We start from the raw sequence: 23949 nt of genomic DNA, 5'->3' as shown, positions 1-23949 counted from the left end.
TTCTTCAACCCGCCGGCCGGCCTGTGCGTGCGGGACCCTGGCCGGGCGACGGTGGTCGGTGGCAGGGTCGCCCCGTGACCGCGTCGATGCGCCCCTTCCACCCCAGCGACCTGCCCGGCATGTACCGCGTGTGCCTGCAGACAGGCGCCGCCGGGCAGGACGCGACCTCGCTGTACCGCGACCCGGACCTGCTCGGGCACGTGTACTGCGGCCCGTACCCGGTGGCCGACCCGGACCTGAGCCTCGTCGTGGTCGACGCGCAGGGGGTCGGGGGCTACGTGGTCGCGACGGCGGACACGACGGCGTTCGACGCCTGGTGCGAGCGCGCGTGGTGGCCGGCCCTGCGCGCCCGGCTGGCGCTGCGGGACGACCCGGGCGACGGCACCGAGGACCACGTCCTGGTCGAGCGCATCCACCACCCGGACCCGTCGCCCGCCCCGCCCGACGCCCCCGCGCACCTGCACATCGACCTGCTCCCCCGGCTGCAGGGCCAGGGCTGGGGCCGGCGGCTCATCGAGGGCCTCGCCGACCGGCTGCGGGACCGCGGCGTCCCGGCCGTCCACCTGGGGGTCGACGCGCGCAACACCCGGGCCATCGCGTTCTACGAGCACCTCGGCTTCCGCCGCGACACGACGTACCCCTGGGGCCACCGCCTCACGCTCCCCCTCTCCTGACCGCCGCACCCGCGACGGGTCGATCCAGCGCACCGTCGCACGGCCTGCCCGCCCCCGACGCCCGCACAGGGCAGGATTCGCGGCGTGAGTCCGACCGACCCCGCGGCCCCCGCCCCCGTCCACGACGCGTCCGCCCCCGCGCGCGACGCCCTCGCGCCGGCGACGACCCCACGGACGGGCCCGCTGCGCGACGGGCGGGTGACGCGCGCGGTGCTCGCGGTCGTCGTCGTCCTCGCCTCGATGGCGGCGGCGTTCGGCGTCGCGCTGACGTGGCCGGGGGGCGGTGCACCCTCGACGGGCCTCGTCGACGCCGGCACGACGTACGTCGGCGCCCAGGTGGTCGGCTCGACCGTCCGCTCGTGCGACGGGACGATCGAGGACGTCCTGCCCGACGGGACCGTGCCGCAGACGGTCGACTGCCTGGAGGTCACGGCGCGCACGGCGTCCGGCCGCGAGGTCCAGGTGCTCGCCACGGGCGGCACCGAGGCGGGCGACGTGCCGCCCGGGACGCACGTGCTCCTGCAGCACTACCCGCCCGCGGACGGCGACCCGGAGGTGTGGGCCTGGCACGACGTCGACCGGACACTCCCGCTGGGCACGTTCGCCCTGGCGTTCGCCCTGGTCACGACGCTGGTGGCAGGGCTGCGCGGGCTCCGGGCGCTGCTCGGGCTGGGCCTGGCCTTCGCGGTGCTGGGGGCCTACGTGCTGCCGGCGCTGGTGGCGGGGCAGGACGGGCTGGTCGTGGCACTCTCCGGCTCGACCGTGATCGTCGTGGTCGTGCTCTACCTGGCGCACGGGGTGTCGGTGCGGACCACGACGGCGCTGGTCGGCACGCTGCTGGGCGTGGCGATGGTCACGGGCCTGGGCGTGCTGGGCGCCCACGCCGCGCGGCTGCAGCCCGTGACCTCGGAGGACACGTTCGCGCTGGCGCGGGTGCTGGGTGCGGACGGCACGGACGTGCTGCGCGGGGTGTTCCTGTGCGGCGTGGTGCTCGCGGGGATCGGCGTGCTCAACGACGTGACGATCACGCAGGCGTCCGCGGTGTGGGAGCTGCGCGCCGCGGACCCGTCCGCGTCCTGGCGCACGCTCACCGCGCGGGGCATGCGGATCGGCCGCGACCACATCGCCTCGACCGTGTACACGATCGCGTTCGCGTACGCCGGGGCGTCGCTGCCGCTGCTCCTGCTGCTCGAGCTGTACCAGCAGCCGGTGCTCGTCACGCTGACGTCCGGCGCGTTCGCGGAGGAGATCGTCCGGACGCTCGCCGGTGCGACGGGCCTGGTGCTGGCGATCCCGCTCACGACGGTCGTCGCGGCGGTCGCCGCCGTCAGCGCACCTCCCGGCCCGGCCGGGGAGGGCCACGCGCACGGCCACGGCCACTGACCGGCACGACGTCGACGTCCCGCCCGTCGACGCCCCGGCCGCCGACGCCCGCCCGTCGACGTCCGGGGCCTCGGCGCCCGGCCCTCGGGCCTCAGGCGTCCGGGGTGGCGGCGCCGCGCTCCGTGCGCTGCCACGCGGCGGCGACGCCGGCCTGCCGGAAGCCGAGCGCCACGTTGATCGCGAGCATGTGGTCGTTCTCCTGCGCGTTCCACGTGTGGACGCGCCGCACGCCCGGGCGCCAGGCATCCAGCCGCTCGAGGTTGACGCCCTTGACGAGCATGCCGAGCGACCGCCCGCGGTGCTCACGCAGCACGAGCGTGTCCTCCTGGAACGCGAACGGCACGTCGGGGTGCGGGACCCGCAGGACCGAGAACGCGACGAGCCGCCCGGTCGGGGCGTGCTCGGCCACCGTCACCAGCTGGTGCAGGCCCGCGTCGGCGGCACGCTGCAGGCTCGCGCGGACGCGGTCCGCGTCCCACGGGTTCTCCTGCACGTCCAGGGCGCCCATCGGCGCGTCCGTGCTCATGCGCGTGTACAGCCGGGCGACGTCCTCCAGGCGGTCGTCCGGGACCTCGTCGAGCCAGGTGTGCGTGCGGTACTCCTCGCCCGCCCGGGCGCGCGCCGCCGCCAGGTGCTCCGTCAGCTCGGGCGTGCCCGCGCCGTGCTCGTCGCCGAGCTCCAGGACGGAGTAGCGCTCGACCTGCTCGAGGCGGAAGCGATGGGCCTGCGCGAACCGCACGCCGGGGTCCTCGACGGGGACGCGACCGCTGCCGACGGGCGACTCCAGCGCGCCCGCACCGGGCTCCGGCTCCGGGCTGTGGGTCGAGTACGCGTGCAGCGTGCCGCGACCGTCCACGGCCGCCTGGTCGGTCGCCGCGCGGAGCAGCGCCGCCCCGATGCCACGTCCGCGGTGCTCCGGCAGGACGCCGACGGCGACGTGCGCGGTGTGCTCGTTCGCCGTGAGCGGCTCCGACAGCGTCGCGTAGCCGACGACGTCGCGCGCGTCGCCGTCGGCGCCCTGGACCGCGACCCACACCAGGGTCCGCGAGTAGGGCGTCGGGCGCAGCAGCGGCAGCCGCACGTGCAGCGGCGTCCACAGGTCGCTCCAGCCCCACGTGTCGAGCTCGTCGAGTCGCTCGATCTCGCACATCCCGGCGTACGCCCAGGCGCCCGGGTCGTCCGGGGACGGGGGCAGCGGCGGCGCGGGCTGCACACGCCACGTCGTCGCGGGGTCTGTCCTGGTCATGGCGCCACCATCCTGCGCACCGGCACCCCGGCGCCATCGAATACCCGCGTCAGACGCGCACGCGGAGCCGGAAGGTCCCGGACCGCTCCTCACCCGGCTCGAGGACGAACACCCCCGTGCCGGGGACCCCGGCGTCGTGGAGCGTGAACCCGTCGTTGACGTTGGTCGCCGGCTCGACGGCGAAGTAGCAGCGGCGGCGCGGGGCGTACAGCACGAGGTGCCGGTACACCGGGTCGACCGTCAGGTCGACGGCCACCCCCTCGTCGGGGTACTCGACGTGCACGGGGGCCGCCGGGTCGAGGCCGGTGAGCACGTCGTCGACGAACCCCGACCCCAGGGGGCGCGCCGCGCGGAAGTCGGCGCGCGGGGGCACGGGCCCGGCGGGACCGTCGGGCAGGGCACCGGACAGCCGGTAGCCCGCCTCGGCCGCGACCCGCAGCAGCGGCCCGGCGGTGGGCGGGTACTCCCGGATCGGCGCGCCGACGGGCAGCAGCGCACGGCTCAGGTACGGGTGGTGCCCGAACCCGGCGGGGAACGGCTCCACGTCGGTGTTGCGCACCGACGTGGTGACGACGAGGTCGTCACCGTCCACCGCGTAGCGGACGGTGGCGCCGAACTGCCACGGGAAGTTGATGCCGATCTGGCCGCAGGTCTCCACCGCGAGCGTGACGGCGGTGGCCGTGCGTTCGACGACCTCCCAGTGCGCGTACCGCACGGCACCGTGGATCGCGGTGCCGTCGGCCGCGTTGCGCTGCAGCTGCCAGCGCCGCCCCGCGAACGGCAGCACACCGTCACGGATGCGGTTGGACCACGGCACCATCGGGAAGCTCGCGCACTTCTCGGGGTCGCCGGACGACGCACGCCGGGTGGGGCGCAGCAGGTCGCGCCACACCCCGTCGGACGTGCGGATGCGTCCCGCACCCAGGGCGGCCCCCGTGCCGGGCAGCACGTCGACCTCCCACCGGGCGTTGCGGAGCGTGACGGCGCCGGGCGGCGCCGCCACCGCCGGTGCGACCGGTGCGGGCTCGGTGATCTGTGCGGTGATCGTCATCGGTGGCAGCCCCCTGCTGTCGGCACCGGACGCGCGGGCGCGCCGGTCAGAGCGTGACCTCGACCCGGACGGTGCTGCCCGCCGGTGCGTAGGGCACGAGGTTGCCCTCGACGGAGGTCCCGTCGACGACGAGCGAGCCGCGCGCGCCGCGCGCACCCGAGTTGGTCACCGTGATCTCGTACGTCGCGCCGCGGGCGACGCGCGTGACGGTGAACGACGGCACGTCCGGGCCGATCTGCGGGTCGACCACGAGGCCGTCCCAGTCCGGCCGCACACCCAGCAGGTACTGCGACACGGCGACGAAGTTCCACGCCGCGGTGCCCGTCAGCCAGGAGTTCTTGGCCTCACCGGCGCGCGGCGCCTGCTTGCCCGCGATCATCTGCGCGTACACGTACGGCTCGAGCTTGTGGACGTCGCTGATGTCCTCGCGGTACGCCGGGGTGATCCGCTTGTAGTAGTCGAACGCCTTGTCCCCGCGTCCGACGACCGTCTCGGCGATGATCACCCAGGGGTTGTTGTGGCAGAAGATCCCGCCGTTCTCCTTGTACCCGGGCGGGTACGTCGAGACCTCGCCGAGCTCGATCTGGTACGTCGTGTAGGCCGGGAACTGCAGGACCAGACCGTGCGGCGTCCCGAGCATCTCGTCGACCGCGTCCAGCGCCTTGATGGCGGGCGCGTCCGCGTCCTCCGGGCCGTCGCCGACGCCGATGCCCGCCATGACGGCGAAGCCCTGCGGCTCGATCCAGATCTTGCCCTCGGGCGTGGCGTCGGTGCCGACGGGGTTGCCGTAGAAGTCGTACGCGCGCAGGAACCAGCGGCCGTCCCAGGCGTGCTCCAGCACGGCCTCGCGGACCTCGCCGACGACCTTGCGGGCCTGCGACGCGACCTCGGACAGGCCCCGACGCTCCGCGAGCTCGGCGTACTGCTCGCCGTAGAGGACGAACTGCGCCGCGATGAACACGGACTCGGCGTGGCCGCCGGCCTGGTTCTCCGTCGTCTGGAAGGACTCGCCCGGCTCGGTGGAGAAGCAGTTGAGGTTGAGGCAGTCGTTCCAGTCGGCACGCCCGATGAGCGGCAGGCCGTGCGGACCGCGGTGGTTCACCGTGAAGTCGAACGACCGGGTCAGGTGCTCGAACAGCGGCACCTCGGAGCCGGGCTCGTTGTCGAACGGCACGGGCTCGTCGAGGATCGAGAAGTCGCCCGTCTCCTTGACGTAGCCCGCGACGCCGGCGATGAGCCACAGCGGGTCGTCGTTGAAGCCCGAGCCGATGTCGTTGTTCCCGCGCTTGGTCAGCGGCTGGTACTGGTGGTACGCCGACCCGTCCTCGAACTGCGTGGACGCGATGTCGACGATCCGCTCGCGCGCCCGCTCCGGGACCAGGTGGACGAAGCCCAGCAGGTCCTGGTTGGAGTCGCGGAAGCCCATGCCGCGGCCGATGCCGGTCTCGAAGTACGAGGCCGAGCGCGACATGTTGAACGTGACCATGCACTGGTACTGGTTCCAGATGTTGACCATCCGGTCGAGCTTCTCGTCGCTCGAGCGCACCGAGTACGTCGACAGCAGGTCCGTCCAGTAGGCCTGCAGCGCCTCGACGGCGGCGTCGGCCTGCGCGGCGGTGGCGAACCGGCCCAGCAGCGCGTGGGCGCGCTCCTTGTTGACGACCTGGTGCGCGTCGTCGGCCCACTTCTCGTCCTGCGGGTTCTCGAGGTAGCCCAGCACGTAGACGAGGTCGCGCGTCTCGCCCGGGGCGAGCGTCACGCGCACCGAGTGCGAGCCGATCGGGTACCAGCCGGACGCGACCGAGTCGGCCGACGCACCGGCGCGCGGCACGGCCGCCTCGCCGAGGGAGTTGTACGCGCCGACGAAGGTGTCGCGGTCGGTGTCGAAGCCGTCCGCGCGGGTGTTCACGCCGAACACGGCGTAGTGGTCGCGCCGCTCGCGGTACTCGGTCTTGTGGTAGATCGCCGAGCCGTGCGGGCCGTCCTGCTCGACCTCGACCTCGCCGATCGACAGGTTGCGCTGGTAGTTCGTCTGGTCGTCCTGCGCGTTCCACAGGCAGAACTCGACGAACGAGAAGAGCGTGACCGTCTTCTCCGCGTCGGACGTGTTGGTCACCGCGACGCGCTGCACCTCGGCGTTCTCGCCCAGCGGGACGAAGAACGTGGTCGCGACGCGCAGGCCGCCGCGCTCACCGGTGATCCGGGAGTAGCCCAGGCCGTGGCGCGCCTCGAAGTGGTCGAGGTCCGCCTTGACCGGCAGCCAGGACGGGGTCCACACGTCGCCGCCGTCGTTGACGTACAGGTAGCGGCCACCCGCGTCGGCGGGAATGTTGTTGTAGCGGTACCGCGTGAGCCGGCGCATCTTGGCGTCGCGGTAGAACGAGTACCCGCCCGCCTGGTGCGAGAGCAGCGAGAAGAACTGCTCGGACCCGAGGTAGTTGATCCACGGGTAGGGGGTGTGGGGCGTCGTGACGACGTACTCGCGCGCCTCGTCGTCGAAGTGGCCGAACCGCATCGCATGCCTCTCGTGCCTCGTCGCACGGCCCACCACCGAGGCCCCACCGGATGGTGGGTGCCAGGCGTCGGCGACCCTGCTCACGTACCTGGTCGTCCTCACGGAACTGCATCGGGCGGGTGTCCGCGCGGGCTCCCCCGTCGAAGCGCGTCGCCCCGAAGCGGCGAGAGCGCTCCCACACCGGAGCGGCCACAGCATATCCCGAAGCACGTTCCCCTGGAATGCCCCGTGACCTTTCACCGCTCCGCTCGCATCACGGGCCCGCCGCGCACCGCGCACCGGACGGTCCCCGGGCGGCCGGCACGGCTCCACTACGGTGGATCCGTGCTGCTCTCCGACCGCGACATCCGCGCCGAGCTCGAGTCCGGCCGGGTCGCCCTCGACCCGTACGACCCCACCATGGTCCAGCCGTCGAGCATCGACGTGCGGCTCGACCGGTACTTCCGGCTCTTCGACAACCACAAGTACCCGGTCATCGACCCCGCCGCGGAGCAGCCCGAGCTGACCCGCCTGGTCGACGTCGAGCGTGGTGAGCCGTTCGTGCTGCACCCCGGGGAGTTCGTCCTGGGGTCCACGTACGAGCAGGTCACGCTGCCCGACGACATCGCGGCGCGCCTCGAGGGCAAGTCGTCGCTGGGCCGCCTGGGGCTGCTGACGCACTCCACCGCGGGCTTCATCGACCCCGGCTTCCGGGGGCACGTGACCCTGGAGCTGTCCAACGTCGCCACGCTGCCGATCCTGCTGTGGCCGGGCATGAAGATCGGGCAGCTCTGCTTCTTCCGCCTGACCTCCCCCACCGAGCACCCCTACGGCTCCGCCGCGTACGGGTCGCGGTACCAGGGGCAGCGCGGCCCGACCGCGTCGCGGTCCTGGCAGGGCTTCCACCGGACGGACGTCTGATGGCCGAGCCCACCTTCCCGCGGCTGCCCCTGGACGACCCGACCCTGGCCGACCGGCACCTGCTGGCCCTGCCCGCGGGCATCGAGCCCGAGGAGGTCGAGGTGCTCGCCGCCAGCCGGTTCCGCACCGTGGGGTGGGAGGACGTCACCCCGGAGACGACCACGCGCACGGGCATGATGCCGGCGGTCACCGCCGCGTTCGGCATCCGCACCGTCGGCCGCCGCGCGCCGCGTGTCCGGGCGCTGCGTCTGGCGCGCCTGTCCCGGCTCGCGGGCCCCTACTCGATCGAGGCGCAGGACGCCGTCGCCCTCGGCCTGCCCGCGTCCAGCGTGATGGTGTGGGTGCTGGAGGCCCCGCGCGAGCGCGGCGAGCGACCCTGGCCGGGCGGGGACCGCGAGGGCCTCAAGCGGGCCTTCCCCGACGGGCTGCCGGTCCGCGAGGAGGAGCGCGTCCTGCGGTGGCTCGTCGCCACCGCGCGCCGGCTGTGCGGTGCCGTGCGCACGCAGACGGGCGTCGTCCTGACGCCGGACCCCGACGCCGCCACGGACCTCACCGTGCTGACCGACCGCTGGCTGGAGCCCGCGGACGTGCTCGCGCTGGTGCAGCGCGTGCAGCCGCGTGCCTACCTGTCCGTCGCGACCCCGGGGTCGTGGACCGGCCCGACCGTCCTGGCCGGGCGCGGCTCGCAGGGCGCGGTGGGCGGGTCCCCCGAGGCGGGCGGCTCCGGGCTGCGTGCCGCGCTCGAGCAGCACGGCGTGGTCGACCCCGACGACCGCCGGCGGCTCATGGCGGAGGCCGACGCGTTCGACGAGCTCATGCTCGCCGCACCGCCGCCGGCCGAGGCGTTCGGGGTGCTGGTGGACCTGGGCGTCGACGGGATGCTCGCCGTCGAGGTCGCCGCGTGCGAGCAGCTCCCGCCGCTCATGGAGGGCCTGCCCTGGACGAAGGACGGCGTCGTGGCGTACCGCGTGCGCTGGGAGCCGTTCGAGATCGACCAGATCGAGCAGGAGAAGCCGTCGCTGGGGCACCGCGTCGCGCGCAGCCGGTCGGCACCCCTGGTCGCGGGCGTGGCCAAGGTGCTGCAGGCGGCCGTCGGCGGCGAGATCGCCGACGAGGCCGACTTCCTGGTGGACCCGGCCGACCTCTGAGGGGCCACAGGCCCGACGACACGGCCGGCCCACCCGAGGGGTGAGCCGGCCGTCGTGCGTCCGCGACGGTCAGCCGAGCACCTCGGGGTAGGCCACCGCGTCGTCGCCCGTGCGCCCCAGCACGTGCTCGGCGAGGAACGCCTCGACGGCGCCGTACCAGACCTTCGCGTGCTGCGGCGTGAGGATCCAGTGGTTCTCGTCCGGGAAGTACAGGAACCGGTGCGGGGTGCGCCCCTCCTCGTCCGCGGGCAGGCCGGACGCCGCGAGCAGCTCGTACCAGAGGCGCAGGCCCTCGCCGATCGGCACGCGGTAGTCCTTGTCGCCGTGGATGACGAGCATCGGGGTGACGATGTCGCCGACGAACCGGTGCGGCGAGTTCTCCAGCGCCATCTCGGGCGTCATCTCACGCGCCCAGTAGTAGGACGCGTCGGTGGTCGGGCCGAACTGGTCGAGGGCCCACAGGCTCGCGTGCGTGACGATCGCGCGGAAGCGGTCCGTGTGCCCGGCGACCCAGTTGGCCATGTAGCCGCCGAACGACCCGCCCATCGCGGCGGTCCGCTCGGGGTCCACGTCGTCGCGCTGCAGCGCGGCGTCGGTGGCGGCCATGAGGTCGGTGTACGGCGCCTTGCCCCACGCGCCCCAGCCGCGCTGGATGAAGTCCTGGCCGTAGCCGGTGGACAGCGCGGGGTCGGGCAGCAGCACGGCGTAGCCCTGCGCGACCAGCAGCCACGGGTTCCAGCGCCACGACCACGCGTTCCACGACCCGAGCGGGCCGCCGTGGATCCACAGCAGCAGCGGCGCCTTCGCGTCCGCGCCGGCGCCGTCGGGCAGCGCGAGCCACGAGCGCACGCGGGTGCCGTCGGCGGCGGTGGTGACGACCTCCTCCAGACGGCCCGGGAGCGGGACGTCGGCCGCGGGCGAGCGCAGCGGCTCGGCAGCGACGGGCCCGTCCGCGAGCGCGGCGGCGAGGTCGATCCGCACCGGGTGCGCGGGGGCGAGGTACGACGTGCGCAGCGCGTACGCCGTCCGGCCGTCGGGCGCCACCTGCACGTTCGCGAAGGTGGCGTCGTCGCTGGTCAGACGCGTGACCGCATCGGTCCCCAGGTCGACGTGGAAGACGGGACCGCGCCCGTCGTCGTCGGCGGTGACGAGCATCGCGTCCGACGACGGCAGCCACACCAGGTCGGTCGGCCAGCGGTCCCACGCAGCAGCGACGTGGCGCGCCTCGCCGCCCTCGAGCGGCACGACCCACAGCTGGACGGACGGCGCCCGGTGCGGCGTCGAGATCGTCTCGCGCACGTAGGCCACCCACCGGCCGTCGGGCGACACGACGGGGTGCGCGAGGTCGCCGTCCGCGTCGTCGACGAGCACGCGGCGCTCGCGCGTCTGGACGTCGATCGCCACGAGCTGCATCCGCAGGACGCCACGCGCGCCCGGGCGGTGCCACGCGGTCACGACCGTGCGGCCGTCCGGGCTGAGCGTCGGCGACTCCTCACGCAGGGCCACGTCCGCGTCGGGCGTGACGTCCGCGAGCGCGAGGCGCGGGTCGCGCTGCCCGGCGAGCGGGGCCGCGACGTCGTCGGTGAGCGTCGCGACGAAGGCGTGCGGCGAGCCGGGGCCCAGGTCGTGGTCCCAGTACCGCACCGGGTAGCCGGTGTGGAGGATCGCGGCGACCTTCTTGTCCTTGCGCTCCTTGCGCAGCCGCTCGTCGGTCTCGTCGTCGGCGGCGGAGGGCAGCACGTCGGACACGACGAGCACCGCGGGGGCAGCGGTGGCGGCTCGGACCCCGCCGACGCCGGCCGCGCGGTCGGCGATCACGCGCGCCTCGGCGCCGTCGGCGGGCAGCAGCCACAGGGCGGGCTTCGGGTCGTCGGCCGCGTCGGTGGCGTCGGGGTCGGGGCGCGCGCTGGTGAACAGCAGGTCCCCGCCCGGCGTGAAGGCCGCGGAGGCCTCGCTCTTGGCGGAGCGCGTCAGGCGGCGCGCAGGACGCTCGCCCGTGGGGTCGACCTCCCACAGCGCGGTCACGTACGCGGTGCGCTTGGCGTCGAGCGTCTGCACGGCCGTGACCAGCCGGGTGCCGTCGGGCGAGAGCGCCAGGCCGGACAGGCGCGGCAGCGCGATGTAGTCGTCGAGGTCCTCGAAGGGGGTGGCGGCAGGGGTGTCGCCGTCGGTGGCAGTCGTCATGGGAACGTCCTATCACCCCGGGCCCACAGCGAGGACCCGGCCGGGCGCGGGTGTCAGAGGGGCGCAGTAAGTTCCTGAGTGCCGGCACGCACGCGGGCACCCAGGCCCACGCGGCTCGACGAGGAGGCGCCATGACGACCATCACGCCCTACCTGACCGTCCACGACGCGCACGCGGCGATCGACTTCTACGCGGCGGCGTTCGGCGCGGTCGAGGTCGGTGAGCGCTACGAGGAGGAAGGTCGCGTCGGGTTCGCCGCGCTCTCGATCGACGGCGCGCCGCTCTTCCTGTCCGACGAGGCGCACGAGTACGGCGCCTGGGCGCCCGCGACGCTCGGGCACGCGACGGGGGCGGTCGCGCTCACCGTGGGTGACGTCGACGCCGCGTACGCGCGGGCCGTCGACGCCGGGGCGACCGTCGACCGCGAGCCGAGCGACCAGGGGGACGAGCGACGGGGGTGGCTGGTCGACCCGTTCGGTCACCGGTGGGTGATCTCCACACCGATCGGCGCAACTCAGCCGTAGCGCAAGTACGACGGCATGTAGTAGACCTACTACATGGACGTACGCGACGACACTGCCATCCGGGTCACCGACCTGCACATGGCGTACGGCGGGCGGACGGTGCTCGACGGGATCGGCTTCGAGGTCGGGGCCGGCGAGGTGGTCGCGCTGCTGGGCCCCAACGGCGCCGGCAAGACGACCACGGTCGAGGTCGTCGAGGGCTTCCGCCGTCGCGACGGCGGCGACGTGACCGTGCTCGGCACCGACCCCGAGCACGGCGACGACGCCTGGCGCGCCCGTATCGGCGTGGTGCTGCAGTCGTGGCGGGACCACCGCCGCTGGCGCGTGCGGGAGCTGCTCGGCCATCTCGCCGAGGCGTACCAGCCGTACTCACGGCCGGGGCTCGCGCGACCCCGACCCGTTGACGACCTGCTCGCCCGCGTGGGGCTCACGGACGTCGCCCACCAGCGGATGGCGACCCTGTCGGGCGGTCAGCGCCGCCGCTTCGACATCGCGGTCGGACTGGTCGGGCGCCCGGACCTGCTGATCCTCGACGAGCCGACCGCCGGCCTCGACCCCGCGGCGCGGCGCGAGTTCCACGAGATCGTGCACGAGGTGGTCGACCGCGACGGCACGGTCGTGCTGCTCACCACGCACGACCTCGCCGAGGCCGAGGTCGTCGCCGACCGGATCCTGCTGCTGGCGGGAGGGCACGTCGTCGCCGACGGCAGCCCTGCCTCCGTCGCCCGGGAGGTCGCCGGACCGTCGGAGGTGCGCTGGAGCGCTGACGGCACGCGGCACGTGCACAGCACGCACGACCCGGTGGCCTTCACGCGCGAGCTCCTCGCCCGCGGCGGGGTCGACGACCTCGAGGTCGTCCGCGCGAGCCTCGAGGACGCGTACCTGCAGATCGTCCGCCGGCACGAGGCCGACACGGCCCGCCACGACCTGGAGGTGACCCGATGAGCACGTCCGCACCCCTGCCCTGGGCGGTCCGGCTCGGCCTGCGCCGGGGTGTGACCGAGTTCCGGCACATGCTGCGCAACCCGGAGGACCTCGGCTGGAACGTCCTCATCGGGCTCGCCGTGCTGGTCTACCTCGTGTCCCAGCGCGACACGGTCGTGCCCGGCAGCGGGGGCCTGACGCTGCCGAACCTCGCCCTGCCCGGCATCCTCGCGTCCGTCGTGCTGTTCGGCATGGCCATCGGCCCCGCGTTCGCACTGGCGGCGGAGGCCGAGGACGGCACGCTGCTGCGGCTGCGCACGGCACCGCGCGGCACGACGACCTACACGGTCGGCGTCGTGGTCGGCCAGCTGCTCGGCGCGCTGCCCATGCTCGCGATCATCCTGCTGCCGTGGCCGTTCCTGCTGGGCGACCCGATGCACCAGGGCGCGGCCGGGTGGGCCGCGATGGTCGGGTGGCTGCTGCTCGGCACGCTCGCGATCCTGCCGCTGGGCATCGTGGGCGGCGCGCTCGCCGGACGCCCGACGCGCGTCATGCTGTTCGTCATGGCCCCGATCGTCGCGCTCGCGTTCGTCTCCGGCGTCTTCGGCCCGCAGACCGTGCCGCCGTGGGCGGAGGGCGTCGCGCAGGTGTTCCCGCTGTACTGGCTCGCGCACGGGCTGCGCGCGACGACGCTGCCCGCGGGCGCCGAGTCCCTCGAGATCGGCGGCGCCTGGCACCCGGAGGTCGCGGCCGTCGTCCTGCTCGCGTGGGCCGTGGTCGGCCTGGTCGCGGCGCCGCTGCTGCTGCGCCGCACCCAGGCCCGGCAGACGGCCGGAGCGCTGGCCGACCGCGTCCAGGCGGCGCTGCAGCGTGGCTGACGGAGTTCGCCCCGGCACGCCGGACGACGCGGCCCCCGACGCGGCCGAGGACGCGCGTCGCCGCCCCACGGGCGGCGAGACCGTGCACAACCGCATCGCCGTGCTGCGCGCCGAGCGCGGCGTGAGCCGGCGGGAGCTGGCCGAGGCCCTCGGTGTGCACTACCAGACGGTCGGGTACCTCGAGCGCGGCGAGTACAGCCCGTCGCTGCACCTGGCGCTGCGCATCGCGCAGTTCTTCGACGTCCCCGTCGAGGTGGCGTTCTCGCTCGCACCGTTCCCGCGGATCGGCGACACGCCGCAGGTCGGGGCCACGAGGTCCGGGCTGCGCTGAGCGCGCAGGAACGCTGAGCGCGCAGGAACGCCGGGAACACACAAGCGCCGGGAACACGGCGACGCTGCGGGACGCAGAGACGCCGGGGCGCGGTGCGCGGCGGGTTGGGCGCGAGGCTGGGCGGCCACCTCGCATCCTGCTCCTTGACCCGGCCGAGCGGCACGTGCGGGTGAGAATCTTCACATTTTCGTCACAAGCGGGCGATTCTGCGGTCGCGTCTTGGCCTCCGCGTGTCCGCGGGTCAAGAAAAGGTCATGCACCCCCTTGGCAGAGACCGCGCGGAGGAGCAAGATGTCGCCCGTCCTGAGCGAGGCTGGGCGGCCACGCCAACGGGACGAGCAGCGCCGGACGTGCAGCGCCGGACGTGCATCGCCGGGCGCACGGCGCCGGACGCACAGCGGCCCGGGCACCCGCAGGCACCCGGGCCACCGGCTGTCACGCCGTCAGCGCGTCACGACGTCCGCAGGTCCATGGCACCCGCGTGGCCGCGCCCGTGCCCCTTGCCCTTGCCGGGCTTCCAGGGTCCGTGCTGGTGGCCCTGGTCGCCGGGACCCGACACCCCGTTGATCGCGGAGGTGTCGTTGGCCAGGCTGGCCGTCGCGAACGCCACCGCCGGGGCCATGATCCCGATCGCCTCACGGCTGACGTTCGACAGGTCGTCGCCAGGGCTGTGGTAGTTCGGGTCGTGGGTGATGCCGGCGGTGCCGCCGAACAGCGCGACCTCCTCGGCGGTCTTGATGTCGTCGGCGCCGGTGAACAGGCCGGACGCCGGCACGCCATTCTCGATGAACGCCTGGTAGTCCGAGCGGCCGGAGAACTCCGTGTCGACCCACGGCTGGCCGGTCGCGTCGAACCAGCCGGTCAGCACGGCCTCCGTCTCGGCGGAACCCGGCGGCACCGTCACGGGCGCCGGGTACGTCGACTCGTCCGCGTCGTAGACGCCGATGATGTAGTTGGGCGAGCCGACCATGTCGAGGTTCAGGTAGGTGGCGATGCGGTCCAGCTCGCCCTCCTGACCCGCGAGCTCCTCGACGTACGCGGTCGACCCGAGCAGGCCGAGCTCCTCGGCACCCCACCACGCGAACCGCACGGTGTTGTTGAGCTTCTTCTGCTTGGCCAGCTGCACCGCGACCTCGAGCAGGACCGCCGAGCCGCTGCCGTTGTCGTTCAGGCCCGGGCCCTCCTCGACGCCGTCCAGGTGCGCACCGAGCATGACGACGTTGTCGTCGCGCCCCGCCCGCGTCTCCGCGATGACGTTGAAGCTCTCCTCCTGCTGGACGTGGAACCGGGTGTCCAGGGTGAGCGTCGCGCCGCCGTCGACGATGTCCGCGACGACCGCCTGCCCGTCGGCCAGGTCGGCACCGGCCACGGGCACCGTGGCCACACCCTCCGCACCGAGGGTGCCGAACAGGATCCCCTCGACGTTGTTGTAGACGACGACGCCCACGGCGCCGGCCGCCTCCGCAGCGACCGCCTTCTCGGCGAACGAGCAGACCCCCCGGCTGACCACGGCGATGGTGCCGGTGACCTCGACGCCCGCCCACGAGTCGGCCGTGCACCCGGTGACGTCGGCGGGGACCGACCCGGGTGCGGTCACGCCGCCCTCGGGCGAGTTCGGCGCGTACTGCATCTGGTCGACGTCGTAGGTCGCCCCGCCGTCGGTCGTCAGGGTCGCGGCGTCGACCACCTCGAACTCGAACGTGAACGGGTCGCGCGTCGTGGTGTACCCGGCACGCTGCAGCGTGCGCTCGACGTACCGGGCGCTGGCCTCGTACCCGGACGTCAGCGCGGCGCGGTTGCCGTCGTTGCGGTCGGCGATGCGCTGCAGCTCCTCCAGGTGCCGCCAGACGCCGCGGGTCGTCACCTGCCGGGCGAACCGCTCGGCGTCGACGACGTGGCCGGACCCGTGGCCCGGGCCGTGGCCTGGCCCACCGCCGCGACCGTGGGCGGCCGCGGGTGGGACGAGCAGGGCGCTCGTGCCGAGCACGAGCGCGGCGAGGGTGCCCGCGAGGGCGGTGGTGCGTCGAGCTGCCACGGTGGTGTCCCCTTCTGCACGAGGGACCGGCGGCCGGGCGGCCGCGGCCACGACACCCCCGGGGGTTGCCGCGGGCGACGTCCCGACACGGTAGGACGATGCCGTCCGGAAAGTCACGACATCCGGTGACATCCGGGGCGGGGCCGTCGTCCCGCACCGGCGCCGGGCGGCGTCCGCCGCGCGTCCCTCCGGTGGACAGCGGCAGCGGCGCACGCCCCCCGGGGGGACCATGGCAGTCCACGACCCGTGCACCGCCCTCGTGCTGGAGGACGACGCGGACGCCCTGGAGTTCCTGCGCATCGCGCTCGAACGGCACGGGGGGATGTCCGTCGACGTCGCCACCACCGCCGAGGACGCGCTGGGTCAGCCGGGCCAGTCGTCCAGGACCGCGTCCAGCAGCTCGGGCGCCGACGCCGAGACCGCACCGAACCGGGCGTTGACCTCCAGCACCACCGGGGTGCCGTCGGCGAGCCGGCGGACGTCCATGTCGACGGGGCCCACGAGGTCCAGCGCGCGCACGGTCCGCTCCGCCAGGTCGGCGACGTCCGCCTCGTCACCCTCCGGCACCCGGTCCACGGCCGTCGCGTTGCCGATCCGTCCGTGCTCGAGCGCCGCCTTGCGCAGGACGACGACGGTGCACTCGCCCGTCGTCGGCGAGCGGTACACCTGCGGGCTGTACTCCGTGCCGGGGGCGAAGCCCTGCACGAGCCACGACGCGTCGACCCGCCCCCACACCCGGTCGTCGGGGTCGTCCAGGACGTGCACGCCGCGCCCGCCGCGCGCCACGCGCGGCTTGACGACGGCCGGCCCACCGGCCCAGTCGAGGACCTGCGCCGCGGACCTGAAGCTGCTCGCGACGGCGAAGACCGGCACGTCGACCCGGGCCCGCGCGAGCGCCCACATCGTCAGCAGCTTGTCTCCCGCCACGGCGGCCGGGCCGGGAGCCGAGACCACGAGCCGGTGGCCCCAGCCGACGGCCCGCCCGAGCGTCGCGATCCGTGGCAGCTCCTCCGACACCGTGGGCAGCACGAGGTCCGGCTCCAGCCCTGCGACGAGGGCCAGCATGTCCTCCTCGTACCGCGGGTCCACCGCCGGGGCGACCATCTCGACCGCCTCGTAGCCGGGCACCGGGACCGGTGCCATGTCCGCGCCGATCGCCCAGACCTCGCGCGTCTCGCCCACCTGCACGAGCCTGCTCGCCAGCGCCCGGCCTGCCGGACCGGCAGCACCGGTCACCAGGATCCTGCGCTGCGCTCCCCCTGCGCCCATCCTCGGATCGTAGGGGCGGGGAACGCGCGCCGCCCGGCGTACCGACGGGCCACCCGGGGTGGCGGCGCGCCGGGGTGCGGGCCGCGCCGGGGTGCGCGAGAGTCGGACGGGGACGGCGCCGTCCGTCGCCGTGGGAGGGGACCGTCATGGCCGAGCTGCTCGCCGGACGCACCGCGCTGGTGACGGGGGGAACCCTCGGCATCGGCCACGGCATCGCGCAGACCCTGCAGCGCCACGGCGCGCAGGTCGTCGTCACGGGGCTCACCGAGCAGGAGTGCGACGACGCACGCGCCCGCGGCACGGCGGCCCACGTCCTGGACGTGCGGGACGCCGACGCGTGCCGCGAGGTCGTCGCGCGGGTCGTCGAGGACCTCGGCGGGCTGTCGGTGCTGGCCGCCAACGCGGGCGTCTACCCGCAGGCGCGCGTCGCGGACATGACGGACACGGACGTCGACGGGATCGTCGGCGTCAACCTCAAGGGCACGATCCACGCCGTGCAGGCGGCGCTGCCGGCGCTGACCGCGTCGGGCCGCGGGCGCGTCGTCGTGACCAGCTCGATCACGGGCAACATCACCGGGTACCCCGGCTGGGCGCACTACGGCGCGACGAAGGCCGCGCAGATGGGGTTCGTGCGCACCGCCGCCATCGAGCTCGCGCGTGCCGAGATCACGGTCAACGCGGTGCTGCCGGGCAACGTGCTGACGCCCGGGCTGCGGGCGCTGGGTGAGGAGTACATGGCCCGGATGGCGCGGTCCGTGCCGCTGGGGTTCCTCGCCGAGCCCGAGGACGTGGGCGAGGTCGTCGCGTTCCTCGCGTCCGACGGCGCCCGGTACGTCACCGGGCAGGGGATCGTCGTCGACGGCGGCCAGGTGCTGCCCGAGTCGCCGGAGGCGTTGGCGGAGGCATGACCGACGAGCGTCGCACCCGCCGGGTCGCCCGGCTGCTGGTGTGGACGAGCACGGCGGTGGCGCTGGCCGCGGTCGTCGGGCTGGTCTACGCGGTGCACCACCTGGTCACCTGACCGCGGGTGCCGGCCACGGGCCGGGCCAGGCCAGGCCAGGCCAGGCCAGGACCAACGTCCACGGCCCGCACGTCGCCCGGGAGGTGGGCTGGGGTCATGCGTCGCACGCCCGTCTACTACTACTCGTCCGCGAGCGGACTCGTCCGCACGTTCGCCGAGCGCCTGGACCGGCCCGTGCACAACCTCGCCGAGCGCGAGCACCGCACCAGCGAGGTCGACGGGCCGTGGGTGCTGCTGACGCCGTCGTACAAGACCGGCAACGACGCGAACGACACGATCCCCGAGGCGGTGCGCCGGTTCCTGCGCTCGGCGCACAACCGCCGCCTGCTCGTGGGGGTGATGGGGTCCGGCAACCGCAACTTCGGGCAGTACTACCAGAAGGCCGCGCGCGAGATCGCGCAGCGGTCCGGACGGCCCGTGCTGTTCGAGTTCGAGCTGGCCGGCACGCCGTGGGACGTCGAGGAGTGCGAGCGGATCCTGCAGGACCTCGACGCGGCGCTCGACGTGCGGCACGCGGGCTGACGCGCCGCGCGCCGAGGGCACCTCCCTCGCCGGCCGGCCGTCACCCGTCCGCGGTGGGCGAGGCGTCGGGCGCGACCGGCACGTCGAGCAGACGGAAGTCGTCGCTGTACGTGATGCCGTTGCCGACCTGGAACGTGACGGTGTCGACGTCCATGCGCGGGTAGACGAACGAGTACATCCGTGTCTGTCCGCCGTCGATCCACGCGCCGGCGTCCAGGTCGGTCACGGTCAGCCACTCCCCGTCCGGGGCGCCGTCCGTCGGGCCGGTGGTGTAGTCCATGGGGTAGAGCTTCGACGCACCGTGCAGGATCACCGCACGGCCGGCGACGTTCTCCGGCGTCCGCGTGCCGTCGCCGCGGTGCGGGTGCTTCCCGCGGAGGAACCCGACGGCCCACCCCAGGCCGTCCTCCTCGTCGTCGCCGCGCACGGCGAGGTCGACCACGACGTGCCCGTGCACGCGGCGTGCCGTCGCCTGGACCTCCCACGCCCGCGCGAGGTTGACGATCTTCAGGGGCGCGTCGCCGGGGGCGACGGTGCCCTTCTCACCGAACGGCGGCAGCTCACCCGTGGTGGTCACGTCGGTGCGGGTCACGACCGTCGAGGTCAGGGACACCGTCACCCGGCGGTTGAGCGCCCGGTTCTCCTCGGAGTCGTTGGCGACGAACGGCTCGGCCTCACCGCGGCCCTGCGCCTGCAGCGGGTAGGACGACGCGTCGACCTGCGCCGCCAGGGCGTCGGCGACCGCCTGCGCGCGCCGCTGCGAGAGGTCGAGGTTGTAGGCGTCGTCCCCCTGGTCGTCGGTGTGCCCGACGACGTCGACCGTCCCCGGCTCGCGCTCGGCGATCCGCGCGGCGACGAGCGCGACGGCCTCGCTCGCGGCCGGGGTGAGCGTCGCCTGGTCGAACTCGAAGAGCACGTCGGAGCCGAGCTGCACGTCGATCCGCTCGGTCGACTCCGTCGTGGTGACGGCCCCCTCGAGCTCCGAGCTGCTCGAGTCCAGCGGGAACGTGCGCGCCTCGACGATCGCGTCGAGGTCGAGCGTCTCCGGCTCGGGCCGGGGCGACGGGGTCGCCGTCGCCGTGCCCGCGGCCGTCGGCGTGCCCGTCGCCGACGGGTCACCGCCTCCGGCGTCGGGGCGCACGCTCGACGGGACGTCGCCCTCGATCACCGGGACGTCGGCGAACAGCGGGGCGCCGGGCAGCAGGACCGACACGCTCGTGACGTCGTCCGCGGGAGCCGCGTAGGGGATCAGCACGCGGCTGCCCTCGGGCCCGCGCAGCACGTCCCACTGGCGCGGCGCCACCACCGGCCAGTCGTCCCCTCCGACGCCGGGGTGGTGGATCACGTCCCGCTCGAGGTCGACCAGCCGGACGTTCGACGGCGGACGGAGCGTCACGTTGCGCGACAGCGCGCCGGCGAACCCGTTCACGTGCACGGGGTCGCCGTCCGGCAGCTCCTCGAGCGGCGTCAGGTCGAGGGTGAGCACCGCGTACTCACCCGCCCGGACGACCGGGTGGACCCCGACCTCGACGTCGATGCCGCCCTCCGGGATCACGGCGGTCGCCACGACGTCCTCGGGCTGCGGGCCCGGGTCGACGGTGGGCGTCGGGGTCGCGTCGGGGGCGGGGGTGTCCGCGTCACCCGCCGTGCAGCCGGCGAGCACGGCGAGGGCCAGCACGAGACCGGCGGCGAGCGGGGGGCGGGTCCGTCGGGAGACGAGCACGGAAGGGTCCTCCGGGGGTGGGGTGCGGCCATGATGCCGGACCTTCCGGACGCGGGCCCGCCGGGCGGGCACGCTCACCCGTTTGCAGGACACGCCAGGTCAGAGCCTCGACCCAGCGTCCCCACAGCGTCGTCACAGGCGCGTGCGGCTCCATGGACCCACCCGCACCCGGCGGGTCACCGACGCTCGGAGGCACCCGTGCCCGACCTCACGCTGCTGGCGGCGGACCTCGTCGCCGTCGTCGTCCTGACCTTCGCCCTCTACGTGCCGCGGCACCGCCGCCGCGACCTGGTCGTGGCCTACCTGGGCGTCAACGTGGGCGTGCTGGCCGTGTCGGCGGCGCTCGGGTCCGGGACGGTCGGCGCCGGCCTGGGGCTGGGGTTGTTCGGCGTGCTGTCGATCATCCGGCTGCGGTCCACCGAGCTGGCGCAGAGCGAGGTGGCCTACTACTTCTCGGCGCTGGCCCTCGGGCTCGTCGGCGGGCTCGGGGTCACGTCCGTGCCGCTCGGCGTGGGGCTGATGGCGCTGGTGGTCGCGGTCATGGCGGTCGGCGACTCGCCGCGGCTGCTGCGCCGGTACCGCTCGCAGACGGTCGTGCTGGACCGGGCGTTCACGTCCGAGGCGGCGCTGGTCGCCCACCTGGAGGAGCTGCTGGGCGCGCGGGTGCACGCGGTGGACGTGCAGCGCCTCGACCTCGTCAACGACACCACCTGGGTCGAGGTGCGCTACTCCCTCCTCGACGGCGCGCGCCGTCCCGCCGACGCGGCGTCCGCCGACGCACCCGTCCTGGCGGGGGTGGCGCGGTGAGCGCCCCGTCCGGGTCCGTCCCGCTCGGCGGCCTCGCCGGCGTGACCCTCGAGGAGCTGACGGCGCGTGCCGGCCTGCAGACCCGGGTCGACCGCAAGTACGTCGTCCCCGTGGCCGTCGCCGAGGCCCTGGTGGCCGCGCTGCACGACCGGCTGGACGACGGCCTGCGGGTGCTGCGCGTCGACGGCCGTGAGCGCTTCGACTACGCGTCGGTGTACCTCGACACCCCGGACCTCACCTGCTTCCGCGGCGCCGCGCAGCGCAGGCGCCGGCGCTTCAAGGTCCGCACCCGCACCTACCTGGACTCCGCCGCCTGCTTCGTCGAGGTGAAGACCCGCGGACCGCGCGGCACCACCGTCAAGACGCGGGTGCCGTACGACGCCGACCCGTCCGCCCCGCTGACCGGTGCGGCGACGGCGTTCGTCGCCGGTGTGCTCGACGCCGCCACCGTGCCCGCCCCGGCCGGCCCGCTGACGCCGGCGCTGGTCACGCGGTACGCGCGACGCACGTTCCTGCTGACGGGCCCGGCACCCTCCCGCGTCACCGTCGACACCGGGCTCACCTGGGCCGGGACCGGCACGGTCGCGCCGTCCCACGCCGCCCTGCGGCTCGACGGCCTGGCCGTCGTCGAGACCAAGACCGGCTCGACGCCCTCGGCCGCCGACCGTCTGCTGTGGCGCCACGGCCACCGGCCCGTGCGCCTGTCCAAGTACGGCACCGGCATGGCGGTCCTCGACCCGCGCCTGCCCTGCACCCCCTGGCGGCCCGTGCTCGACCGGCACGTCGCGCCCGCCCTCGTCCCCGCCGGCTGACCGGCCCCCACGAACGGAGCACCCATGCGACGCACCCTCACCCGGCTGACCCTGCCGGCCGCGCTCACCGCCGTCCTCCTCGCCGGCTGCACGAGCACCGCGACGCCGTCGGCCGACGCGACCGACGCGGCCACCGACTCCGCCACGAGCGCGGTCACCGACGTCGACCCGGCCGACGCCGACACGACCGTCGAGGCCGAGCTCGCCGCGAACCACGACCACGTCACGTCGGACACCACCTGGGACGCCGCGAGCGCCGTCACCGTCACCCTGGACGGCACCACGGCGCACGCCGACGGCGACGGTGTGCAGGTCGACGGCGGCACGGTGACGATCACCGCCGCCGGCACGTACGTGCTGACCGGGACGCTCACCGATGGCCAGGTCGTCGTCGACACCGCGGACGACGAGCAGGTGACCGTGGTGCTGGACGGCGCGTCGATCACGTCGTCGACCACGTCGGCGCTGCAGGTCACCGCCGCCGAGGAGGTCGTGGTGGGCCTGGCCCAGGGGTCGTCCAACACCCTGGCGGACGCCGCGACGTACGCCGACGCGGACGCCGAGGACGCCCCGGACGCGGCGCTGTTCTCGACCGCGGACCTCACGATCGCCGGCGCCGGGTCGCTCCAGGTCACCGGCAACGCGAACGACGGGATCGCGTCGAAGGACGACCTCGTCCTCGCGTCCGGGACCGTCGCGGTCACCGCCGTCGACGACGGCGTGCGCGGCAAGGACGCGCTCGTCGTGCTCGACGGTGCGCTCACCGTGGAGGCGGGCGGCGACGGCCTGAAGTCCGACGCGGACGACGACGCGACCCGCGGGTACGTGCACGTCGCGGGCGGCACGGCCGACGTGACGTCCGGCGACGACGGGATCACGGCGACCACCGACGTGCTGGTCGGCGGCGGGTCGGTGTCCGCCGTCGCGGGCGGGGGTGCGTCGCAGGCGGCGTCCGTGACGGACGACCTGAGCCCGAAGGGGCTCGCCGCGGGCGCCGCGCTCGTCGTGGGCGGCGGGCAGCTGCGCGTCGACGCGGCCGACGACGCGCTGCACTCCGACGGGAACCTCACGGTCACCGACGGCGACGTGCAGCTGTCCGCCGGGGACGACGCCGCGCACGCCGAGGCGGGCCTGCTGGTCGAGGGCGGCACGGTCGACGTCGCGGCCTGTGTCGAGGGCCTGGAGGGCACGGTCGTGACCGTCACCGGCGGCGACGTCACCGTCGTCGCGTCCGACGACGCCGTCAACGGCTCCGACCCCGCGACCAGCGCACCCGAGCAGGCCGTCGAGGGCGTCGAGGTGGCCGTCACGGGCGGCACGGTCGTGCTGCACGCGGACGGCGACGGGATCGACTCGAACGGCACCGTGACGATCAGCGGCGGCACCGTCGTGGTCGACGGACCGGCCCGCGGCCCCGAGGCGGCGTTCGACGCCAACGGCGCGATCACCGTCAGCGGTGGCGTCCTGCTCGCGACCGGCGCGGGGGAGATGGCGCAGACCCCGGCGGTGTCGAGCCCGCAGTCGTTCGTGTCGCTGACGTCCGACGAGGCCGTGCCCGCCGGGAGCGTCGTGCACGTCGTCGCGGAGGACGGCACGCTCGTCGCGACCTTCGAGACCGGCCGGGACGTCCGGAACGTCGTGTACTCGTCGGGCGACGTCGTGGCGGACGCGACGTACCGGCTCGTCGTCGGGGGGTCCGCGTCCGGGGAGTCGGTCGGCGGGCTGCGCGCCGGTGGGGACGCGACCGGCGGCACCGAGCGCGCCACGGCGACGGCGGGCGTCGCGTCGGGCGGGACAGGCGGGCCGGGCGGGGCCCCGGGCGGCGGGACCGCGCCGCAGCCGCCGACCGGGGACGACGCGTGGCCGCAGGCGCCCACCGACGGGGGCGGCAGGCCGCAGCCCCCGGCCGGCGACGGCCGGCGGCCCGAGGCCCCGACCGACGGGAGGACCCCGCCGGCACGGCCCGGCGACGCCGGGACCGGCAGCTCGGCCTGAGCACGTG

At 74.8% G+C, this 23949-nt stretch carries 20 protein-coding genes; 13 read left to right on the top strand and 7 right to left on the bottom strand.

Going from position 1 to position 23949, the window contains the following annotated elements; genetic code table 11:
• The first annotated feature begins 74 nt into the window (after positions 1–74).
• Complete coding sequence (locus tag KG103_RS00730; RefSeq protein WP_207340180.1) at positions 75–674, top strand: GNAT family N-acetyltransferase; 600 nt, start codon at positions 75–77, stop codon at positions 672–674.
• Between the two features lie 84 nt (positions 675–758).
• Positions 759–2057 carry a YibE/F family protein gene (locus KG103_RS00725; RefSeq protein WP_249670683.1) on the top strand — a complete coding sequence of 433 codons (1299 nt, stop codon included), beginning with the start codon at positions 759–761 and terminating at the stop codon, positions 2055–2057.
• 91 nt (positions 2058–2148) lie between these two features.
• On the opposite strand, the gene KG103_RS19050 is transcribed toward KG103_RS00725, so the two are convergent.
• The 3 genes from KG103_RS19050 to KG103_RS00710 are packed head-to-tail and all read right to left on the bottom strand — an operon-like array spanning position 2149 to position 6869.
• A complete protein-coding gene (locus KG103_RS19050; RefSeq protein WP_207340179.1) occupies positions 2149–3303 on the bottom strand; it encodes a GNAT family N-acetyltransferase in 1155 nt (384 codons plus the stop codon).
• Between the two features lie 49 nt (positions 3304–3352).
• Complete coding sequence (locus tag KG103_RS00715) at positions 3353–4354, bottom strand: aldose epimerase family protein (protein WP_207340178.1); 1002 nt, start codon at positions 4352–4354, stop codon at positions 3353–3355.
• A gap of 46 nt (positions 4355–4400) precedes the next feature.
• Positions 4401–6869, bottom strand: coding sequence for a GH36-type glycosyl hydrolase domain-containing protein (locus KG103_RS00710; protein WP_207340177.1), 2469 nt, complete (start codon positions 6867–6869; stop codon positions 4401–4403).
• A gap of 324 nt (positions 6870–7193) precedes the next feature.
• Here KG103_RS00710 and dcd point away from each other — a divergent pair, with 324 nt between their 5' ends.
• A complete protein-coding gene (gene dcd, locus KG103_RS00705) occupies positions 7194–7769 on the top strand; it encodes a dCTP deaminase (RefSeq protein WP_207340176.1) in 576 nt (191 codons plus the stop codon).
• The gene (locus KG103_RS00700) at positions 7769–8917 is read left to right on the top strand and encodes a hypothetical protein (RefSeq protein WP_207340175.1); all 1149 of its coding nucleotides are present in this window, start codon (positions 7769–7771) and stop codon (positions 8915–8917) included. Before dcd ends, KG103_RS00700 begins: the two co-directional genes overlap by 1 nt.
• Before the next feature lie 69 nt (positions 8918–8986).
• Here KG103_RS00700 and KG103_RS00695 read toward each other — a convergent pair whose 3' ends face one another.
• A complete protein-coding gene (locus KG103_RS00695) occupies positions 8987–11101 on the bottom strand; it encodes an alpha/beta fold hydrolase (protein ID WP_207340174.1) in 2115 nt (704 codons plus the stop codon).
• A gap of 131 nt (positions 11102–11232) precedes the next feature.
• Here KG103_RS00695 and KG103_RS00690 point away from each other — a divergent pair, with 131 nt between their 5' ends.
• Genes KG103_RS00690 through KG103_RS00675 form a run of 4 tightly spaced genes read left to right on the top strand, consistent with a single transcriptional unit; the run spans position 11233 to position 13758 of the window.
• Positions 11233–11625, top strand: a complete 393-nt coding sequence (locus tag KG103_RS00690) for a VOC family protein (protein WP_207340173.1) — start codon at positions 11233–11235, stop codon at positions 11623–11625.
• Between the two features lie 33 nt (positions 11626–11658).
• Entirely contained in the window at positions 11659–12570 is a 912-nt protein-coding gene (locus KG103_RS00685) for an ABC transporter ATP-binding protein (RefSeq protein WP_207340172.1), read from the top strand.
• Complete coding sequence (locus tag KG103_RS00680) at positions 12567–13427, top strand: ABC transporter permease (RefSeq protein WP_207340171.1); 861 nt, start codon at positions 12567–12569, stop codon at positions 13425–13427. Before KG103_RS00685 ends, KG103_RS00680 begins: the two co-directional genes overlap by 4 nt.
• Positions 13420–13758: a helix-turn-helix transcriptional regulator gene (locus KG103_RS00675; protein WP_249670682.1), complete on the top strand. Its 339-nt coding sequence runs from the start codon at positions 13420–13422 to the stop codon at positions 13756–13758. Before KG103_RS00680 ends, KG103_RS00675 begins: the two co-directional genes overlap by 8 nt.
• Before the next feature lie 451 nt (positions 13759–14209).
• On the opposite strand, the gene KG103_RS00670 is transcribed toward KG103_RS00675, so the two are convergent.
• Complete coding sequence (locus KG103_RS00670) at positions 14210–15793, bottom strand: M20/M25/M40 family metallo-hydrolase (RefSeq protein ID WP_207340170.1); 1584 nt, start codon at positions 15791–15793, stop codon at positions 14210–14212.
• Between the two features lie 363 nt (positions 15794–16156).
• Positions 16157–17062, bottom strand: coding sequence for an ATP-grasp domain-containing protein (locus KG103_RS00665; protein WP_207340169.1), 906 nt, complete (start codon positions 17060–17062; stop codon positions 16157–16159).
• Between the two features lie 146 nt (positions 17063–17208).
• On the opposite strand from KG103_RS00665, the gene fabG reads away from it, so the two are divergent.
• Positions 17209–17970, top strand: coding sequence for a 3-oxoacyl-ACP reductase FabG (gene fabG / locus KG103_RS00660; protein ID WP_207340168.1), 762 nt, complete (start codon positions 17209–17211; stop codon positions 17968–17970).
• 209 nt (positions 17971–18179) lie between these two features.
• Positions 18180–18605, top strand: a complete 426-nt coding sequence (nrdI, locus tag KG103_RS00655) for a class Ib ribonucleoside-diphosphate reductase assembly flavoprotein NrdI (protein ID WP_207340167.1) — start codon at positions 18180–18182, stop codon at positions 18603–18605.
• A gap of 40 nt (positions 18606–18645) precedes the next feature.
• Here nrdI and KG103_RS00650 read toward each other — a convergent pair whose 3' ends face one another.
• Positions 18646–20328: an OmpA family protein gene (locus tag KG103_RS00650; RefSeq protein WP_207340166.1), complete on the bottom strand. Its 1683-nt coding sequence runs from the start codon at positions 20326–20328 to the stop codon at positions 18646–18648.
• A gap of 198 nt (positions 20329–20526) precedes the next feature.
• On the opposite strand from KG103_RS00650, the gene KG103_RS00645 reads away from it, so the two are divergent.
• From KG103_RS00645 to KG103_RS00635, 3 genes are read left to right on the top strand one after another with little or no spacing between them, the layout of a single operon-like run.
• Entirely contained in the window at positions 20527–21135 is a 609-nt protein-coding gene (locus KG103_RS00645) for a DUF4956 domain-containing protein (RefSeq protein WP_249670681.1), read from the top strand.
• Positions 21132–21947, top strand: a complete 816-nt coding sequence (locus KG103_RS00640) for a polyphosphate polymerase domain-containing protein (protein ID WP_207340165.1) — start codon at positions 21132–21134, stop codon at positions 21945–21947. Before KG103_RS00645 ends, KG103_RS00640 begins: the two co-directional genes overlap by 4 nt.
• Before the next feature lie 24 nt (positions 21948–21971).
• The gene (locus tag KG103_RS00635; protein WP_207340164.1) at positions 21972–23942 is read left to right on the top strand and encodes a carbohydrate-binding domain-containing protein; all 1971 of its coding nucleotides are present in this window, start codon (positions 21972–21974) and stop codon (positions 23940–23942) included.
• The last annotated feature ends 7 nt before the right edge of the window (positions 23943–23949 follow it).

The sequence above is a fragment of the Cellulomonas wangleii genome (genome assembly GCF_018388445.1).
GTDB classification, from domain to species: Bacteria; Actinomycetota; Actinomycetes; order Actinomycetales; family Cellulomonadaceae; genus Cellulomonas; species Cellulomonas wangleii.
This window is presented reverse-complemented; position numbering and strand designations above follow the sequence as displayed.

Excerpts from the sequence above, each read along its gene's own strand:
- KG103_RS19050 (WP_207340179.1), bottom strand. The coding sequence starts at position 3,303 with ATGACCAGGACAGACCCCGCGACGACGTGGCGTGTGCAGCCCGCGCCG.
- KG103_RS00715 (WP_207340178.1), bottom strand. The coding sequence starts at position 4,354 with ATGACGATCACCGCACAGATCACCGAGCCCGCACCGGTCGCACCGGCG.
- KG103_RS00710 (WP_207340177.1), bottom strand. The coding sequence starts at position 6,869 with ATGCGGTTCGGCCACTTCGACGACGAGGCGCGCGAGTACGTCGTCACG.
- KG103_RS00700 (WP_207340175.1), top strand. The coding sequence starts at position 7,769 with ATGGCCGAGCCCACCTTCCCGCGGCTGCCCCTGGACGACCCGACCCTG.
- KG103_RS00695 (WP_207340174.1), bottom strand. The coding sequence starts at position 11,101 with ATGACGACTGCCACCGACGGCGACACCCCTGCCGCCACCCCCTTCGAG.
- KG103_RS00690 (WP_207340173.1), top strand. The coding sequence starts at position 11,233 with ATGACGACCATCACGCCCTACCTGACCGTCCACGACGCGCACGCGGCG.
- KG103_RS00685 (WP_207340172.1), top strand. The coding sequence starts at position 11,659 with ATGGACGTACGCGACGACACTGCCATCCGGGTCACCGACCTGCACATG.
- KG103_RS00680 (WP_207340171.1), top strand. The coding sequence starts at position 12,567 with ATGAGCACGTCCGCACCCCTGCCCTGGGCGGTCCGGCTCGGCCTGCGC.
- KG103_RS00665 (WP_207340169.1), bottom strand. The coding sequence starts at position 17,062 with ATGGGCGCAGGGGGAGCGCAGCGCAGGATCCTGGTGACCGGTGCTGCC.
- fabG (WP_207340168.1), top strand. The coding sequence starts at position 17,209 with ATGGCCGAGCTGCTCGCCGGACGCACCGCGCTGGTGACGGGGGGAACC.
- nrdI (WP_207340167.1), top strand. The coding sequence starts at position 18,180 with ATGCGTCGCACGCCCGTCTACTACTACTCGTCCGCGAGCGGACTCGTC.
- KG103_RS00635 (WP_207340164.1), top strand. The coding sequence starts at position 21,972 with ATGCGACGCACCCTCACCCGGCTGACCCTGCCGGCCGCGCTCACCGCC.